13 protein-coding genes and 1 other RNA gene are annotated in these 18,373 nt (G+C 73.1%); 9 read left to right on the forward strand and 5 right to left on the reverse strand.

Annotated elements, in window-relative coordinates:
* Nucleotides 1-87 precede the first annotated feature (87 nt).
* The 3 genes from AOK00_RS06370 to AOK00_RS38100 form a co-directional block, all read right to left on the reverse strand.
* Entirely contained in the window at nucleotides 88-1,410 is a 1,323-nt protein-coding gene (locus tag AOK00_RS06370) for a carbohydrate ABC transporter permease (protein WP_055599334.1), read from the reverse strand.
* 9 nt (nucleotides 1,411-1,419) lie between these two features.
* Nucleotides 1,420-2,784, reverse strand: coding sequence for an ABC transporter substrate-binding protein (locus AOK00_RS06375; protein ID WP_055599335.1), 1,365 nt, complete (start codon nucleotides 2,782-2,784; stop codon nucleotides 1,420-1,422).
* 123 nt (nucleotides 2,785-2,907) lie between these two features.
* Nucleotides 2,908-6,891, reverse strand: coding sequence for an FHA domain-containing protein (locus tag AOK00_RS38100; protein WP_055599336.1), 3,984 nt, complete (start codon nucleotides 6,889-6,891; stop codon nucleotides 2,908-2,910).
* A gap of 536 nt (nucleotides 6,892-7,427) precedes the next feature.
* On the opposite strand from AOK00_RS38100, the gene AOK00_RS06385 reads away from it, so the two are divergent.
* From AOK00_RS06385 to AOK00_RS06400, 4 genes are all read left to right on the forward strand, one after another.
* Nucleotides 7,428-9,176 carry a serine/threonine-protein kinase gene (locus AOK00_RS06385; protein WP_055599337.1) on the forward strand — a complete coding sequence of 583 codons (1,749 nt, stop codon included), beginning with the start codon at nucleotides 7,428-7,430 and terminating at the stop codon, nucleotides 9,174-9,176.
* A gap of 126 nt (nucleotides 9,177-9,302) precedes the next feature.
* On the forward strand, nucleotides 9,303-10,541 hold the full coding sequence (locus AOK00_RS06390; RefSeq protein WP_055599338.1) for a serine/threonine-protein kinase: 1,239 nt from the start codon (nucleotides 9,303-9,305) through the stop codon (nucleotides 10,539-10,541).
* A 29-nt stretch (nucleotides 10,542-10,570) separates the two neighbouring features.
* Entirely contained in the window at nucleotides 10,571-11,674 is a 1,104-nt protein-coding gene (gene prfB, locus AOK00_RS06395) for a peptide chain release factor 2 (RefSeq protein ID WP_030324452.1), read from the forward strand.
* A 392-nt stretch (nucleotides 11,675-12,066) separates the two neighbouring features.
* Entirely contained in the window at nucleotides 12,067-12,630 is a 564-nt protein-coding gene (locus tag AOK00_RS06400; RefSeq protein WP_055599339.1) for an LPXTG cell wall anchor domain-containing protein, read from the forward strand.
* Between the two features lie 117 nt (nucleotides 12,631-12,747).
* Here AOK00_RS06400 and AOK00_RS06405 read toward each other — a convergent pair whose 3' ends face one another.
* Nucleotides 12,748-12,933: a hypothetical protein gene (locus AOK00_RS06405; protein ID WP_030324454.1), complete on the reverse strand. Its 186-nt coding sequence runs from the start codon at nucleotides 12,931-12,933 to the stop codon at nucleotides 12,748-12,750.
* A gap of 234 nt (nucleotides 12,934-13,167) precedes the next feature.
* Here AOK00_RS06405 and ftsE point away from each other — a divergent pair, with 234 nt between their 5' ends.
* From ftsE to ssrA, 5 genes are all read left to right on the forward strand, one after another.
* Nucleotides 13,168-13,857: a cell division ATP-binding protein FtsE gene (gene ftsE, locus AOK00_RS06410; protein ID WP_030223113.1), complete on the forward strand. Its 690-nt coding sequence runs from the start codon at nucleotides 13,168-13,170 to the stop codon at nucleotides 13,855-13,857.
* A gap of 23 nt (nucleotides 13,858-13,880) precedes the next feature.
* Nucleotides 13,881-14,798, forward strand: a complete 918-nt coding sequence (gene ftsX, locus AOK00_RS06415) for a permease-like cell division protein FtsX (protein WP_055599340.1) — start codon at nucleotides 13,881-13,883, stop codon at nucleotides 14,796-14,798.
* 78 nt (nucleotides 14,799-14,876) lie between these two features.
* Complete coding sequence (locus tag AOK00_RS06420) at nucleotides 14,877-16,064, forward strand: S41 family peptidase (RefSeq protein ID WP_055599341.1); 1,188 nt, start codon at nucleotides 14,877-14,879, stop codon at nucleotides 16,062-16,064.
* Between the two features lie 18 nt (nucleotides 16,065-16,082).
* A complete protein-coding gene (smpB, locus tag AOK00_RS06425) occupies nucleotides 16,083-16,622 on the forward strand; it encodes an SsrA-binding protein SmpB (protein WP_051820739.1) in 540 nt (179 codons plus the stop codon).
* 98 nt (nucleotides 16,623-16,720) lie between these two features.
* Nucleotides 16,721-17,113, forward strand: a transfer-messenger RNA (tmRNA) gene (gene ssrA, locus AOK00_RS36355).
* An 81-nt stretch (nucleotides 17,114-17,194) separates the two neighbouring features.
* Here the strand turns inward: ssrA and AOK00_RS06430 are convergent.
* A partial coding sequence (locus AOK00_RS06430) for an MFS transporter (RefSeq protein ID WP_055599342.1) occupies nucleotides 17,195-18,373 on the reverse strand: 1,179 nt, incomplete at its 5' end.

Genomic DNA, 18,373 nt, shown 5'->3' on the forward strand with positions numbered 1-18,373 from the left:
CCCGCGCCGCGAACGTCCGGGGCGCGGGGGAACCCGCGAGCGGTGGAGGGACGTCGGTACGCGCGCGCGTGCGGGTGGCGGAGGAACTCATCGGCGGGCCTCCCGGCGCATGCGGCGGATGTTGACGACCATCACCGGGACCACCAGGAGCAGCAGCAGGACGGCGATGGCCGAGCCGACCCCGAGATCGGCGTCCGTACCGAACGACGAGCGGTACAGCTGGAGCGCGAGCACGTTCGCGTCGTCCTGGGCGGAGCCCGGCGCGATGACGAAGACCAGGTCGAAGACCTTGAGCACATTGATCATCAGGGTGACGAGGACGACCGCGAGGACCGGGGCGAGCAGCGGCACCGTGATCCGGCGGAACACCTGCCACTCGTTCGCCCCGTCCACCCGCGCGGCCTCCAGCAGCTCGCGCGGGACGGCGGCGAGCCCGGCGCCGATCAGCACCATCGCGAACCCCGCCCACATCCACACGTACGCGCCGATCACGGCCGGGGTGACGAGCCGGGGGCCGAGCCACTCCACGCCGTTGTACTGCTCCCGGAAGTTGCTCGCGGGCAGCCGCAGCACGGCTCCGTCGGCCCGGTCGGCGGGCAGCGTGAAGGAGCCGTCGGCCGCCGCCGTGGCCCGTGCGACCACCTTGCCGTCCCGTACGGCCTCGATCCGCAGTCCCGCGAGGCCCAGTTCGGCCGGGTCGACGGCGTTCTGACGGCCGCCGCCGCCCCGGGTGAAGTCCAGCCAGGCGGTGCCGGTGATCGTGTCCGGCGCATCCGGCGCCGCGTCCGGTGCCCGTGCCGGGCGGGCCTCCTCCGGCATCTGGCCCGGCGCCACCCCGATAAGCGGAAGCCGCACGGGCTCCCCGGCGCGCACCGGCTCCTTCGTGACGAACGCGCCGCCGCCGGCCGCCTCCAGCGGATGGACGGGCAGCGGCCGGGCCCGGGGGAAGCCGGACGACTCGGCGAAGGTGTCGTGGACCCCGACCCAGACGGCGTTGGCGACCCCGCGGTCCGGGTCCTGCTCGTAGACCAGCCGGAAGATGATCCCGGCGGCGAGCATCGAGATCGCCATCGGCATGAACACGATCAGCTTGAACGCCGTGCCCCAACGCACCCGTTCGGTGAGCACGGCGAAGATCAGACCGAGGGCGGTCGCGACCACCGGGGCGAGGACCAGCCAGATCACGTTGTTGCGGGCGGCGGTGCGGAGCGAGTCGTCGGTGACCAGGGCGAGGTAGTTGTCCAGGCCGACGAAGGAGGAGCCGGAGCTGTCGAAGAACGAGCGCTGGACGGAGTACCCGATGGGGTAGACGACGAGCGCGCCCAGCAGGAGCAGGGCGGGGAGCAGGAACCCCGCCGCGACCGTCCTGCTCCTGCCTCCGGTGTTCCGGAGCGTGTGATGCCTCGGCATGCCGGGGGCTCAGCTCTTCGCCGCGGCCCGGTACGCCTTCTCCGCGTCCTTCTCCAGACGCGCCTGGGTCCCCGCGATGTCCTTCGGGTTCTTCAGGAAGTCCTGGAGGGCCTTCCACTCGCCCTTGCCCGGCGTTCCGCCGAAGGACTGCGGCATCTGGTCCGACATGTCGAAGCGGAAGTCGTCACCGGCGCCGATCAGCGCCTTGGCGATCTCACGCTGGACGTCGTTCGGGTACGCCGACGGGTCCAGGTTCTTGTTGGGGGAGACGAAGCCGCCCTCGGCCGCCCAGATCCTCGCCGCGTCCGGGGAGGCGAGGAAGGCGAGCAGCGCCTGTGCGCCCTTGGTGTCCTTGAGGGCCACGGCCGCGTCCCCGGCCGTCACCACGGGGGTGGTGCCCGTGCCGACGGTGGGGAACGGGAAGACCTTCGCGTCCGTCCCGATCCTCGCCTTCGTCTGGGCGATGTTGACGGCCGCGAAGTCGCCCTCGAAGACCATCGCCCCCTTGGGGGTGTCGCCGCCCGTGAAGGTCTGGGTGACCGACACCGGGTACTCCGTCTGCAGCGCGCCGCTCGTGCCGCCCGCGAGCAGCGCCGGTTTGCCGAAGAGTTCGCCGAGCGTGGTCAGGGCCGCCGTGACGGACGGGTCGGTCCACTTGATCGTGTGCTTCGCCAGCTGGTCGTACTTGGCCGGGCCCGCCTGGGAGAGGTAGATGTTCTCGAACCAGTCGGTGAGGGTCCAGCCGTCCGCGCCGCCGACCGAGACCGGGGTGACGCCGTAGGCCGAGATCGTCTCGGCGGTCGTGAGGAACTCCTTCCAGGTCTTCGGCTCGGTCGCGCCGGCGCTCTCGAAGACCGCGGCGTTGTACCAGACCAGGGACTTGTTGGCGGCCTTGAAGTAGACCCCGTACTGGGTGCCGTCGACCGCGCCGAGCTCCTGCCAGCCGCGCGAGTAGTTGGCGGCCAGCTGGGCCTTGGCCTCCGGGCCGACCGGCTTCAGCCACTTCTGCGCGGCGGCCTGCTGGATCGCGCCGACCTGCGGGAGCATCGCCACGTCCGGGGGTGAGCCGCCCGCGATCTTCGTACCGAGGAAGTTCACGATCGGGTCCTGGGCGGGCACGAAGGTGACGATCGCGCCCGTGCGCTTCTCGAACTCCTTCAGGACCTTGGTGAAGTTCTCCTGCTCGGGGCCCGTCCAGACGGCGGCGACCTCGATCTTCTCGCCCTTGAGGGGAAGGGCGCCGCCGCTGGGCCCGGATTCCCCCGGGTCCTTGTCGGATCCGCCGCCACCGCAGGCCGCGAGGGTGAGTGCCGTGATCGCGGTGAACGCCGTGATGGCCACCGCGGTCTTGCGTGGACGAAGAGTTGTACGCATCGCTGCCCCGTCTCTCCCGTGCGCTTCGCTGTCCCGTGCCGACAGGTCTACGCCCGGTGACGGGGCCCCGCAATACCGCCTCCCGTGTCAAGTGGGCGATCGTGACGCCCTCGTGACGTCGTGTCAGCCGTGGGTCGCGGGGGTCAGCGGGGGCACGGGTGTCGCCTCGACCGAACGGGCGGCACGGTCGAGGGCGCTCGCGAGGAGGGCCAGATCCGTCGGTCCGTTGCCCAGCTCGCGGACCGGGCGGCGGGTCGGCGGATCGCCCATCCGCTCCCACTCCAGCGGCACCACGGTGGGGCGGAGCGTCGCCGTCCGGGGGATGCGGCCGGTGACACGGCCCGCCTGGAAGGGCGTCACCCGGCCGTCCGGATGGCCGAGGCGCCCGCGCCCGGCGGCCGGTACGTCCGGTCCCGCGGTCACCGGGGGCGCGTCGAGCACGATCCGCAGCCGGGCCCCGTGGGCCAGCTCCGTGTCGGCGGTCCGGTCGGGACGCGCGGAGGTCGCGACGAGGTGCACACCGAGCCGCTCGCCGTTCCGCGCGACGGCCTCCAGGGCCCGCACGACGGACCCGGCGGCGGGGCGCCCGGAGGCGCCGAGGGCGGGGGCGACGAGGGCGTCGAAGTCGTCGACGAGAACGATGAGCCGGGGGAGGTGGGCCGGTCCGCCCGAGGCCTGTCCGGGCCCCTGCTCGCCGCCGGCGGGCCGGGGGATCCGCCCGGCCGCCTCCTCACCGGAGGGTCGGGGCACGCGGCGGTCGACGAGGTCGCCGTCGCCGGGTCGGGGCACGCGGCCGCTCGGGTGCCCGCCGAGGTCACCGTCCCCGGGCCGGGACACGCGCCCGCTGCCGTGGCCGACGACGTCCTCCGCCCCGGTGCGGGACACACGCCCGCTCGGGCGGTCCGTGAGGTCGCCGTCGCCGGTGCGGAGGGTACGGCCGCCGAAACGGTCGTCGCCGTCCCGGCGGGGCAGCCGCCCGCTCGGCGTATCGGTCAGGAAGGCGTCTGAGCCCGTCCGGGTCCGGGAACCGGACCGCTCGTCGAGCGAACCGTCGCCGGGCCGGGGCACGCGCCCGCCGCCGGGTCCGCCGCGGTCCTCGGTCCCGGGACGGGGCACCCGTCCACTGCCGTGGCCGCCCAGGTCCTCCGCACCGGCACGGGCCACGCGGCCGCTCGGGTGGTCGGTGAGGTCGTCGTCGCCCGTGCGCAGGGTGCGGCTGCTGGGACGCCCGTTCGGGTCCTCGGACCCGGGGTACGCGCTCCGTCCGCTCGGCCGGCTGTCGAGGTCTCCGGGGTACGCGCTCCGTCCGCTCGGCCAGCTGTCGAGGTCGCCCGTGTACGTGATCCGGCCGCTCGGGCGGCCGCCGAGGTCCTCCGGCGCGGGGTACGGGCCGTCCGTGCGGCCGCTTCGCGTGCTCGGGAGGGCGCCGATGGTGCCGTCGCCCGTGCGCAGGGTGCGGCCGCTCGGGCGGTCCGTGAGGTCGCCGGAGTCCTGGAGGCGGACGGTCGCGCGGGCACCCTGGGGCACGGACTCCGCCGCGCTCGGGGCACGCTGGCCGATCAGCCGGTCGGCGGCGGTCGCCGTGGGCGCCGCGCGCGTCCCCCGGCGGTCGGCGAAGTGGCTGTCGCCGAGCAGCTCCGCCCGGCGCTTCAGCTCCGCGCCGAGGGCCTGCGCGAACTCCCGCATCCGCACCGGGTCCGAGGCGACCAGGTGCTCCGTGACGTGCGGCAGCTCCGTACAGACCGCGAGTCCTTCGCCGCGGTCGCCGCCGGCCCCGTCCACCAGGAGCAGGCCGAGCCGGTCGGGGCGGCCGCCGGCCGCGAGCGAGGCGGCGATCGAACGGAGCAGCTCCGTCCGCCCGCTGCCCGCGGGTCCCTCGATCAGCAGGTGCGGGCCCTCGCGGGTGAGGTCCACGGCCAGCGGGCCGCGCGGTCCGGCGCCCAGGACGGCCGTGCCGTCCGCGGCGGAGGCCCAGCGGGCCATCAGGGAGGCGGGGGTGGCACGGGCGAGCCCGAGCTCGTCGAGGAGGCGGGCCGACGGGGGCAGCGCGGCGGCACGCGCGCCGGGCGCCGCCGTCGTGTCCGTACGCAAGGGGGCGAGCGCACGGCCGAACCGCTCGGCCCAGGCGACGGAGACCGCGTCGACGACACCGACGGTGCCGTGGCCGGCGACCCGACCGCCGGAGGTCCTGAGCAGCCGCAGCGCCGTCGCCACGTCGCCGCTGAGGAGCGCGGCGGCCCCGCACTCGCGGAACGCGAGGGACGCGGCGCACGCCGTCTCGTAGGTGGCGGCCACCGGGGAGACCGGGGAGGCCGAGGGCGCCTCGGCGAGGCACAGGAGATGGATCCCGGCCGCCGCTCCGGCTCCGGCCAGTCGGGCGACGGTTTCGCGCAGGGCCGCGGAACCGGGGTCGCCGTCGACGACCACGACCGTCGTCGGCCCCTCGTGCCGGGCCGCCGCCTCGGCGACGGACGCGCGGTCGGCGCTGGGCCAGCCGGGGCCGAGCGGACCGTCGTCGAGCCGCCGGGTCAGCTCCGCCGTACGGGCCTGGGCCTGCTCGCGGTCGTACGCCAGGAGCAGCCGGCAGTCCTGGCCGTGGGCCGGCCGGACGTGCGGGAGCCAGCCGAGCCAGCCCCAGGCCCGGCGCCGCTCGTCGAGGGAGCGGTTCCGGTCGGCGCTGATCAGCACGATCTCCAGGTCGGAGGGGGAGTGCAGGGCGGCGAGCTGGGCGACGACCGAGCGGGCGAGACCGGCGAGCCGGTCGGTGGGTCCGGCGAGGCCCAGCGAACCGGCCTCCCGCAGGCCCACGGTGACCGGGACGCCGGAGAGGTCGGCGCGGTCCGTGGTGCCGAGCCGGACCGCCAGGGATTCGGGGTGGTCCTGGCCGCGCTCCCAGAGCCGGGGGCCGGGACCGAGGGCGGTGAGCAGGACGGTGGCCGGGTCGGGCCAGGTGTCGGCCTTCGGCATCGGTGCCGGGGAGCCGACCCGGGCCGCGGCTGCGAGGCGGGCGCCCGCGTGGGTGTCGGGAGCCGGACGGGGGCCGGCGTCGGGCGCCGGGAGATCCTCGCGCCCGCCGGTCAGTCGCCGGGCCCAGGCACCGAGGCCCCGCTTGCCGCCGCCACCCGCGCGCGGGGGACCGGCCGGGTCCGGGGGAGTGTCGCCGCGGTACGGGCGGGTCCTGCTGTGGGCCTCGCCGCCGCCGTCGGGGCCTTCGTGACCGCCGGGGTGGTCGCCCGCGCGGGAGTGGCCCGCGCCGGGGGAGTCCGTACCGCGATCGAGGGCGCCGCCCGGACCGTACGGGTCGTCGTACGCGCTCCCGGGGGCCCCGCCGAGCGGGACGCCGCGCGCCCCGCCGTGGGTGGTGTCGTCCACCGGGCCGCCTGCCGTCGTGCGGGGCACGCCCGCGTGGGCGGGCCGGTCGTCCGCCGCCGGAGCCCGTCCGTCGGCTCCGGGCGGCGCCACGCGCAGGTGGCCCTCGCCGTCCGGTGCCGTCGCCCTCGTCTCCGTACCGCCGAGGTCGTCGCCGGGACCGGTCAGACGGAGGGCGGACTCGCCGAGGCGCAGCAGCGCGCCCGGCCGGAAGGGGACCGGGCGGTCGCCGACGGGTGTGCCGTCGACGGTCGTGCCGTTCGTCGAGCCCCGGTCGGCGACCGTGACCCGGCCGTCCTCGCCGACGGTCACCGTGCAGTGCGCGCGGGAGACGTCGGGGTCGTCGAGCGGCACGTCGGCGTCCACGGAACGGCCGATTCTGATCACTCCGCCGTGCAGCAGGTGCACGCCGCCCGCGTCCGGGCCCGCCACCACGTGCAGCCGGGCCGCGGCGGCCTCGCCGACGCGGTCGTCGGGGCCGGGGACCTGGAGGGAGAGGACCGCGCCGTCGACCAGCGGGGGCTCGCCGAGCACGCACCGGCGGCCGTCGAGCCGCTCCGCGCCCGCGTAGAGCACGGTGGTGCCCGAGGCGGAGGTGTCGGGGCCGGTGACGGCGGCGGCGAGATTCGAGGCCACGGCGGCCAGGGCCGTCCCGGCGGGGGCCGTGACGAGCACGTCGCAGGTACGTCCGGCGCCATGGCCGGCGTACGGCGCGAGGACGGTCAGCCGGATCTGCATCGCCGTCAGCGGTCCCTTCTGCGTGATGCCCGGCAGGGGAACCGCCCTGTGAATCCCCCCACCCGGCACGGACGCGTCGCCCGGTACAGGTCGGCACGGCGCGGGGGCTCCCGACCCCACCGATGCGACGTGCTGGAGGCATCCTCGCACCTGCCACCGACAACCCGCCCCCGGGTCGGCCGGAAGTGATCTTGAATGGTCGGCTGTGGACGCAAAAGTGCCTGGTTGGGCTTGCCTTCGGAACATGCCCGGCAACCGTCTCGCTTCCGGAAGCGTCTTCTTTCGGACAGACCGGACCCGCCCGGGCCGACCCGGGCCCGGTCCGGCGAAGGCACGCGCCGACACCGACGTCGGCACGGCACCCGCCCGCCCCCGGTGGGCCGCCGGAATCGGAATCGGCCTGTGGACGACCGGCCGGTACCCCGTTCGGCGGCACTAAAGTGGGTCGGACACCCGGACGGGTCACAACTCAGGACAGGGACCCCGGGAACACCACCGGATCACCCCAGGACCACGATCAGCAGGGAGCGCGTGACGTGCGGCCTATCGGCAGCAAGTACCTGCTCGAGGAGCCGCTCGGCCGCGGCGCCACGGGCACCGTCTGGCGAGCCCGCCAGCGGGAGACGGCGGGCGCCGAGGCGGCCGTGCCCGGCCAGCCCGGCGAGACCGTCGCGATCAAGGTCCTCAAGGAGGAGCTGGCCAACGACGCGGACATCGTGATGCGCTTCCTGCGCGAGCGGTCCGTGCTGCTCCGGCTCACCCACCCCAACATCGTGCGCACCCGTGACCTGGTCGTCGAGGGCGATGTCCTCGCGCTCGTCATGGACCTCGTCGAGGGCCCCGACCTGCACCGGTACATCCGGGACAGCGGCCCGCTCACCCCGGTCGCCGCGGCCCTCCTGACCGCCCAGATCGCCGACGCGCTCGCCGCCAGCCACGCCGACGGCGTCGTCCACCGCGACCTGAAGCCGGCCAACGTCCTGCTCGCCGAGCAGGGCGGCCAGATGCACCCGATGCTCACCGACTTCGGCATCGCGCGCCTCGCGGACTCCCCGGGCCTCACCCGCACCCACGAGTTCGTCGGCACGCCCGCGTACGTGGCGCCGGAGTCCGCCGAGGGCCGCCCGCAGACCTCCGCCGTCGACATCTACGGCGCCGGCATCCTGCTGTACGAGCTGGTCACCGGCCGGCCTCCGTTCGCGGGCGGCACCGCCCTGGAGGTCCTCCACCGGCACCTCAGCGAGGAGCCCCGCAGGCCCTCGACCGTGCCCGGACCCCTGTGGACGGTGATAGAGCGCTGCCTCAGCAAGGACCCGGACCGGCGGCCGAGCGCGGTGAACCTCGCGCGCGGTCTGCGCGCGGTCGCCGCCGGCATCGGCGTGCACTCCACGCCCGCCCAGATCGAGGCGGCCGAGGGCGTCGGCGCGCTCCTCGCCCCGGACCCGGCGCCCGCGCCCGTTCCGCAGACCCCCGAGGCCGGGGCGGCCGACCCCACCCAGGTGCTGCCCAGCGGCGCCGGGATGCCGCCGCGGTACGACCCCGCCGGCGCGACCAGCGTCATGCCGACCAGCGGCACGGCGGGCGCCGCCGACCCGACGGCCGTCATGCCCCCCGTACCGCCGCAGCCGCCGCAGGGCGCGCAGTCCGAGGAGCCGCACCCCTGGCAGAGCCAGCTCCGCGCGGCCCGCGACCGCAACGAGCAGACGCAGGTGCAGTACCTGGACCCGAGCCAGGACCCGCTGCGCCGCCGTCCGCAGCGGCAGCAGCCCCCGCAGGACCAGCGGCCCGGCCAGTACGGGCAGCAGGGACAGCAGGGCCAGTACGGGCAGCAGCCGCCTCAGCCGTACCAGCAGCAGCGTCCCGCGCAGCAGCGGCCGCAGCAGCCGTACCCGCCGCAGCACCAGCAGCAGCACCAGCCGCAGCAGTACGCGCCGCCGCCGCCCGCCCCGCAGCAGTACGTGCAGCCCCAGCAGCAGTACACCCCGCCGCAGCCACCGCCCCAGGCCCCGGCCCCGCGCGAGCCGCGTCCGCCGCGTCAGCGCAGCGCCAACCCGGTGCGGATCCCCGGCCTCGGCTGCCTCAAGGGCTGCCTGGTCATGATCGTCCTGTTCGTGGTCGCGGGCTGGCTCGTCTGGGAGCTGACCCCGCTCCAGGACTGGATCGCCGAGGGCAAGAGCTACTGGGAGGCCATCGGCGACGGCATCTCGAAGGTGACCGACTGGTTCTCCGAGATCGGCCAGACCGCCGACTCCACCGGTGCTACCGGCGGTACGACCGGGCAGTGACACCGCGGGACGACGCAATACTGCCGATTTATCGACTTCCGAGGGGTGATTTCCCCTCGGAAGTGACGTCCGGCGGCTGCGGACGCGTAACTTTGCACGCGAACCGCAGCCGCTGAGGGAGCAGTCTTGGCACGGAACATCGGCAGCCGCTACACCACCCACCAGATCCTGGGGCGGGGCAGTGCAGGAACGGTGTGGCTCGGCGAGGGGCCCGAGGGTCCCGTCGCCGTCAAACTGCTGCGCGAGGACCTGGCCTCCGACCAGGAGCTCGTCGGCCGCTTCGTCCAGGAGCGGACCGCCCTGCTCGGTCTCGACCACCCCCGCGTGGTCAAGGTCCGCGACCTCGTCGTCGACGGCAACGACCTGGCCCTCGTCATGGACCTCGTGCGCGGCACCGACCTGCGCACCCGCCTCGACCGGGAACGCAGGCTCGCCCCCGAGGCCGCCGTCGCGATCGTCGCCGACGTCGCCGACGCCCTCGCGGCCGCGCACGCCGCCGGGATCGTCCACCGGGACGTCAAGCCGGAGAACATCCTGCTCGACATGGAGGGACCGCTCGGACCCGGCGGCGCGCACCCCGCCCTGCTCACCGACTTCGGCGTCGCCAAGCTGATCGACACGCCGGGCCGCACCAAGGCCACCCGGATCATCGGCACCCCCGACTACCTCGCCCCCGAGATCGTCGAGGGGCTCCCGCCGCGCGCGGCCGTCGACATCTACGCCCTCGCGACCGTCCTGTACGAGCTGCTCGCCGGCTTCACCCCCTTCGGCGGCGGCCACCCCGGCGCCGTGCTGCGCCGCCACGTCACCGAGACCGTCGTCCCGCTGCCCGGCATCCCCGAGGAGCTGTGGCAGCTGATCGTGCAGTGCCTGGCCAAGGCCCCGGCCTCCCGGCTGCGCGCCTCCGAGCTCGCGGCCCGCCTCAAGGACGTCCTGCCGCTGCTCAAGGGCATCCCGCCGCTCGACGTGGACGAGCCGGACGCGGAGCCGGCGCCGGAGACGTACGAGGAGGACGCGTTCGCGACCGGCGCGGGCGCGGGGGAGCCGGGTCCGCGCCGGGCCGCCGTCCCGCTCGTCCCCGGCGCCTCCGCCGACTCCAACCGCGACACCCACACCTCCATGCGGGTCCCGGCCCCCGACGAGCTCTCCGGCGGCCCCCTGGGCACGGCCCGCGCCCCGCGCCCCGCGGGGGCCCGCAGACCCGGCTCGGCCCGCCACAAGGCCGAGGCGGTCCGCAAGCGCCGGATCACCCTCACCATCGCGGCGGTGGTGGTCGCGGGCGCCCTCGGCGCGGGCGGCTACCTGGCGTCCTCCGGGGACGCCGACACCCCGCCGCAGGACTCCAAGCAGTCCTCCCTGCCGTAACAGCGGCGGCGAGCCGTTACGCTGGACGCGTGGCAGTCGTCGATGTATCAGAAGAGCTGAAGTCCCTCTCCTCGACCATGGGGTCGATCGAGGCCGTCCTGGACCTCGAGAAGCTGAGGGCCGACATCGCCGTGCTCGAAGAGCAGGCCGCGGCCCCGTCCCTGTGGGACGACCCGGAGGCGGCGCAGAAGATCACGAGCAAGCTTTCGCACCTGCAGGCCGAGGTCCGCAAGGCCGAGACCCTGCGCGGGCGCATCGACGACCTCGCGGTGCTCTTCGAGCTCGCGGAGGAGATGGACGACCCGGACACCCTCGCCGAGGCCGAGACGGAGCTCACCTCCGTCCGCAAGGCCCTCGACGAGATGGAGGTCCGCACCCTCCTCTCCGGCGAGTACGACGAGCGCGAGGCCCTGGTCAACATCCGCGCGGAGGCCGGTGGCGTCGACGCCTCCGACTTCGCCGAGCGGCTCCAGCGCATGTACCTGCGCTGGGCGGAGCGCCACGGCTACTCGACCGAGATCTACGAGACCTCGTACGCGGAGGAGGCCGGCATCAAGTCGACCACCTTCGTGGTGAAGGCGCCGTACGCCTACGGCACGCTCTCCGTCGAGCAGGGCACCCACCGCCTGGTCCGCATCTCGCCCTTCGACAACCAGGGGCGTCGCCAGACCTCCTTCGCCGGTGTCGAGATCCTGCCGGTCGTCGAGTCCTCCGACCACGTCGAGATCGACGAGTCCGAGCTGCGCGTCGACGTCTACCGCGCCTCGGGCCCCGGCGGCCAGGGCGTCAACACGACCGACTCGGCCGTGCGCATCACGCACCTCCCGACCGGCATCGTCGTCTCCTGCCAGAACGAGCGCTCGCAGATCCAGAACAAGGCGAGCGCCATGAACGTCCTCCAGGCCAAGCTCCTTGAGCGCCAGCGCCAGGAGGAGCGGGCCAAGATGGACGCCCTGAAGGACAGCGGCAGCTCCTGGGGCAACCAGATGCGCTCGTACGTCCTGCACCCGTACCAGATGGTCAAGGACCTCCGTACGGAGTTCGAGGTCGGCAACCCGCAGTCCGTCCTCGACGGCGAGATCGACGGCTTCCTGGAGGCGGGCATCCGCTGGCGCAAGCAGCAGGAGAAGTAACCCCGGAACACGGCACGTTCGGGCCCCGCACCGTCATGGTGCGGGGCCCGTCGTCATTCCGCGCGGCGGCCCCCGTCCGCGCGGCGGATTCGCTGACGCAAGCGGAAACGGGGCCGCCGGGGAGCTTTGTCGACAAGGGAACTGGCAGTGCGGGACCCGGAGTTCTGGGTTTACGTCACAGTTGCATCGTCGTATGTGGGACACGTCGTGATCTTTCGGGCATCGCACGCGCAACGACCTTGACGCTTCATCGGAAACTCGGAAGGGTGGCGTACTGGCATGCGCATTTCTGGGGCGCGTGCGAACGGGGGCGGGCCCAGCAGTGAGCCGCCTCTGTCGCGTGCCCCGAGCGCTGCCCCATGACGAGATGAGCTACTGGGGGTAGCAGCCAGATGACCAAGCAGATGCGAATCCGTATCGCGCGCGTCGCCGCCGGTGCGGTGATCGCGGCCGGTGCGTCGCTGACGGCGGCGGGTGCGGCGCAGGCCGTGGGCGCGTTCGGTGACGACCCGCCGACTCCGACGCCCACGTGCATCCCGGGAACCGCCGGGTGCCAGGAGACGCCTCCGCCGGTGACCACGCCGCCGGTGACGACGCCGCCGGTCGAGACCACGCCTCCGGGCACGGGTGAGACCACGCCTCCCACGGGCGAGACCACGGCTCCGGGCCCGGTCGAGACGACCGGCCCGACCGACGACGACACCGACAACGGTGACGCCGGCACCTGCACCGTCGACCTCGACGGCGCCGAGTGCGTGGACAGCGGCAACAGCAACACCGACACCAACAACGCCGGCTCGCAGCCCGTGCAGCAGGGTCAGGCGAAGGAGGAGCTCGCCGAGACCGGTGCGGCCGAGACCTCGTTCCTGATCATCGGCGCCGCGACCATGATCGCCGGTGGCATCGGCTTCCGTATGCTGCCGCGTCTCGTCGGCGGTGGCCGCGCCGCCGTCTGATCCGGCCGCGAGGGTGGATCCGTACGGCGCGTGACGTACAGAGCATGAGGAAGGGCCGGGGAGATGCTCCCCGGCCCTTCCTCATGGTTCCGGCTCGTGTGGACGCCGTGCGGTCCGCTAGACCGTACGGACCGCCGCGAGCAGGGCGATCGCAGCCAGCAGGGCGATCGCCAGCGTCAGCAGCATCGCGGGCGACAGACCACCCTGCGGGGTCAGTCGCTCCCGGTTCGCGCGGCAGACGGGGCAGCGGCCCTCGGCGACCGGGGCCGCGCAGTTGGCGCACACCAGTCGGTCGTAGGTCATGCGCTCTCCTCCTCCCGCACTGGGGTAACACCAGGACAACGTCCGACGGTGTCCGGACGTTCCCCCTACCACTGTGCCAGCTCGACGGCGTTTCGGCGCGCCCCACCGGATCGCGGACGCTCCGTCCGCGAGGGCGAAAAGGATAAACGTCGCAAGCCGGAACCGCGACTGCGCGGGTCTTCCCCGGTCGCGTAAGGTCACGCACACCTACTCCCGGCCGACCGTGGTGCATCCGTGATCCGATTCGACAACGTCTCCAAGTCCTATCCGAAGCAGAACCGCCCCGCGCTCCGGGATGTATCCCTGGAGATCGAGAAGGGGGAGTTCGTCTTCCTCGTCGGTTCGTCCGGCTCCGGAAAGTCGACTTTCCTGCGGCTGCTCCTCCGTGAGGAGCGCGCCAGCCAAGGCCAGGTGCACGTCCTCGGCAAGGACCTGGCCCGGCTCTCCAACTGGAAGGTGCCGCACATGCGGCGTCAGCTCGGCACCGTCTTCCAGGACTTCCGCCTCCTTCCCAACAAGACCGTCGCCGAGAACGTGGCCTTCGCCCAGGAGGTCATCGGCAAGCCGCGCGGCGAGATCCGCAAGGCCGTGCCGCAGGTGCTCGACCTGGTCGGGCTCGGCGGCAAGGAGGACCGGATGCCGGGCGAGCTCTCCGGTGGTGAGCAGCAGCGCGTCGCCATCGCCCGGGCCTTCGTCAACCGCCCGATGCTGCTGATCGCCGACGAGCCCACCGGCAACCTCGACCCGCAGACCTCGGTCGGCATCATGAAGCTGCTCGACCGCATCAACAGGACAGGGACCACCGTCGTCATGGCGACCCACGACCAGAACATCGTCGACCAGATGCGCAAGCGCGTCATCGAGCTGGAGAAGGGCCGCCTCGTCCGCGACCAGGCCCGCGGCGTCTACGGTTACCAGCACTGAGCAGGTAGGGGACTCAACACACCATGCGCGCTCAGTTCGTGCTCTCCGAGATCGGCGTCGGTCTCCGGCGCAATCTCACGATGACGTTCGCCGTCATCGTCTCCGTGGCCCTCTCACTCGCCCTGTTCGGCGGTGCGCTGCTCATGCGCGAGCAGGTCAGCACGATGAAGGACTACTGGTACGACAAGGTCAACGTCTCCATCTTCCTCTGCAACAAGGCCGACGCGGCCTCCGCGGCCAAGTGCGCCAAGGGCGCGGTCACGGCGCAGCAGAAGGAGCAGATCGAGGCCGATCTGAAGAAGATGGACATCGTCGACACCGTCATGCACGAGACGGCCGACGAGGCGTTCAAGCGGTACAAGGAGCAGTACGGCGACACCGCCATCGCCTCCGTCGTGACGCCGGACCAGATGCAGGAGTCGTTCCGGGTCAAGCTCAAGGACCCGGAGAAGTACAAGGTGGTCGCCACCGCCTTCGCCGGCCGTGACGGCGTCGAGTCGGTCGCGGACCAGCGGGGCATCCTGCAGAACCTCTTCGACCTGATGAACGGCATGAACATCGCCGCCCTCGGCGTCATGGGGCTGATGCTGGTCATCGCGCTGATGCTGATCGTCAACACGGTCCGCGTCTCGGCCTTCAGCCGCCGCCGCGAGACCGGGATCATGCGGCTCGTCGGCGCGTCCAGCTTCTACATCCAGATGCCGTTCATCATGGAGGCGGCGTTCGCCGGACTCCTCGGTGGCGCGGTCGCCTGTGTGCTGCTGCTCGTCGGCCGGTACTTCCTCATCGACCACGGCATCGCGCTCGCGGAGAAGATGCAGCTCGTCAACTTCATCGGCTGGGACGCCGTCTTCGCCAAGCTGCCGCTGGTGATCGCCATCGGGCTGCTGATGCCCGCGGTGGCCGCTTTCATCGCGCTGCGCAAGTACCTGAAGGTGTGAGAAGACACCACTGACGACGGATGGCGTCGTACGGGCAAAGCCCGTGCGGCGCCATCGCCTTGTCCTAGAGTGGGCGCCATGCCGGCCGGCACCGACCATCTCTGTATCCGGCCCCGCGGAGTGCTCCGTGGGGCCGTTCTGACGTTGGTCTTCACCGGGGTCCTGGCCACCGCCGCCGCCACCGGCTCGCTGCCCCGGCAGGAGTCCGCCGCCGGGCGCACGGAGGCGACCCTGCGCGCGGGGGAGGGGTCCCGGGACTCCTCGACGGTCGACAGCGCCGCCCTGAACCGGGCCGCAGCCGACGCCATGGCGGACGGCAAGTCGGGCAAGCAGGCGGCCGAGGAGTTCGTCAGCCGCAGCGGAGACCGCTGGGGCGCGGTGTACGACAAGAGGGAGTACGCCGAGTTCGAGCAGGCCCTCGACGGCACGTACACCGGCGTGGGGCTCTCCGCCGGCCGGGCCGCCGGGGGCAGGGTCCGGGTGACCCGGGTGCAGAGCGGCGGCCCCGCCGAGAGGGCCGGGCTCCGGGCCGGCGACCGGCTGGTCTCCGTCGACGGCCGCCCGGTCGACGGGCTCTCGGTCTCCGAGGTCGTCGCCCTCCTGCGCGGCGACGGCGTACCCGGCTCCAGCGTCGCCCTCCGGGTCGAGCGCGGCCGCGCGGCCTGGACCCGGACGCTGCACCGGGCCAGGCTCGCCACGGACCCGGTCACCGTCCGCCGCCTCGACGACGGGACCCTGCTGATCCGGGTCGCCGCCTTCACCAAGGGAGCGGGCACGCGCGTGCGGGACGCGGTACGGGCCGCTCCGGCCGGTGCCGGCGTTCTCCTGGACCTGCGGGGCAACGCCGGCGGCCTGGTCGCCGAGGCCGCCGTGGCCGCCTCCGCCTTCCTCGACGGCGGTCTGGTCGCCACGTACGACGTGGAGGGCGAGCAGCGCGCCGTGTACGCGGAGGGCGGCGGTGACACCGGCAGGCCCCTGGTGGCGCTGGTCGACGGCGGCACGATGAGCGCGGCCGAGCTGCTCACCGGAGCCCTCCAGGACCGGGGCAGGGCCGTCACGGTCGGCTCGCGCACCTTCGGCAAGGGTTCGGTCCAGATGCCCAGCGCCCTGCCGGACGGCTCCGTCGCCGAGCTGACCGTCGGCCACTACCGCACCCCGGCGGGTCACGCCGTCGACGGGCGGGGCATCACCCCCGACGTGACCGCCGGGGAACGGGCGGAAGAACAGGCGAAGACGGTATTGAGTGGCCTCGGAGGGGGCTCGTAGTGCGAAAATGAGCGCACTATGGCAAAGGGACTCGTGAACGTGCAGGGCAAGCCTGCGAAGAAGAACCAGGACAAGGCGCCCGAGCGCAAGATCATCGCGCAGAACAAGAAGGCGCGCCACGACTACCACATCGTCGACACCTATGAGTGCGGTCTGGTGCTCATGGGCACCGAGGTGAAGTCGCTGCGGATGGGCCGCGCCTCGCTGGTCGACGGCTTCGTGCAGATCGACCGGCACGAGGCGTGGCTGCACAACATCCATGTGCCCGAGTACATGCAGGGCAGCTGGACCAACCACTCGGCGAAGCGGAAGCGCAAGCTGCTGCTGCACCGCGAGGAGATCGACAAGCTGGAGGCGAAGTCGCAGGAGACGGGTCACACGATCGTGCCCCTCGCGCTGTACTTCCTGAACGGCCGGGTCAAGGTCGAGATCGCGCTCGCCAAGGGCAAGAAGGAGTTCGACAAGCGCCAGACCCTGCGCGAGAAGCAGGACACCCGCGAGACGAACCGGGCCATCGCGGCGGCCAAGCGCAAGCAGCGGGCGGCCCAGGCAGGCTAGCGGCGCGGTCGCGGGTAATACGCTGGCGACAGCGCCCGTCGGTCACGTACGATGGGCCACGCACCTCACAGCGGGTGCGACCTTTGAAAAAACAACATGGGGATGATCGGTTTCGACAGCGGATACCGATGCAGGGGAAGCGTGTCGAGGAAGCGGCAATGATCTCGTTAACCATATGTCGCAACCAATAATCGCCAACTCCAAGAGCGATAACTCCCGCTTCGCCCTCGCTGCCTAATTTTAGGTAACGACAAGAAGCCTCTGTGAGGAGCGTCAGCCCGGGGGTGGTCCCGACCCGGATCCTGGCGTCATTTAGGGATCTAAACCTCTAGCCCCGGTCACGGGGGCCAGAGGGAAATCAAACAGTGACTGAGCCCGTCGGAGACTTGTCCGTGTGATCTCCGGGGCCGAGAAACTCGTAGCGGACTGCGCACGGAGAAGCCCTGTTTCCGTACCGTTGGACGCGGGTTCGATTCCCGCCATCTCCACCGAGCGTCCGAGAGGCCCGCCTCCTCGGACACCTCATCCCATGTGGGCGAAGGCCCGGCAGTCATCCGACTGCCGGGCCTTCGTCATGCCCGGCCGCCCACCCTGGTCGCCGCGCAGAGCGCCAGCGCCACGGCGGCCGCGGTGGCCGGGACCAGGAAACCGAAGGACGCGAACGGGGCGTGGTCGGCGGCCCAGCCGCCGGTGGCGGAGCCGGCCGCGATGCCGCCGAGGAGGGCGGTCACGGCCAGCGTCATGCCCTCGTTGAGCTGGGACGCCGGGGTCAGGCGTTGCACCAGGCCCATGCCCGTCACCATGGTCGGAGCCGTCGCCATGCCCGCCAGGAGGAGTCCGACGGCGAGGGCGAGCAGTGAGCCGGTCGAGGCGGCGAGCAGCGGCATCGTCATCAGGACGGCCATCGCGGCCAGGCAGGTGCGGAGCCGGACGGTGCGCCGGGCACGGCCGTGGACGAGGCCCGCCGCGCACGAGCCCGCGGCCTGGAGTGCCAGCACCGGACCGGCGACGGGGCCGTCCACGTACGCCACGGTCACCACCTCCATGGAGCCGAAGACCGCGCCGGTGGCGAGGAAGACCGCCAGGAGCGGGGTCATGCCGGGGACGCGCAGCGGGGAGCCCGTGGCGGTACGGGGTGACACCGGCGGCTCGGTGGAGCGCTGGGCGGCGAAGACCAGGACGCCGGTGAGGAACAGGACGGCGCCGACGAGGGTGCCGGCCTCGGGGAAGAGCGTGGAGCAGAGCAGCGCGGCGACGACCGGGCCGAGCATGAAGCAGAGCTCGTCGGTGGCCTGTTCGAAGGCGTTGGCGGTGTGCAGGGCGGTCCGGTCGCCCTTGAGGAGATGCGCCCAGCGGGCCCGGGACATGCCCCCCGTGTTGGGCGAGGTGGCGGTGAGCGCGGTGGTGGCGAACAGGGCCCAGACGGGCGCCTTCTCGTGGACGCAGAGCAGCAGGACCAGATGGCCGAGGACGGCATGGACGGTGGCGGGGACCGCGATCCGCGCCTGGCCGTACCGGTCGACGAGCCGGGCGATCCAGGGGGCGGTGAGGGCCCCGGCGGCCATGCCGGTGGCGGTCACGCCGCCCGCGAGGGCGTACGAGTCGTAGGCCGCCGCGATCATGATCACGGCGCTGACGCCGAACATGCCCATGGGCAGCCGGGCGATCAGATTGCCGACGATGAAGGCGCGGGCGCCGGGGACGTCGAAGAGGCGGAGGTAGGAGTTGCGGGAGGTGGGAGTGGGGTGGCT

The organism is Streptomyces aureus (assembly GCF_001418135.1).
GTDB classification, from domain to species: Bacteria; Actinomycetota; Actinomycetes; order Streptomycetales; family Streptomycetaceae; genus Streptomyces; species Streptomyces aureus_A.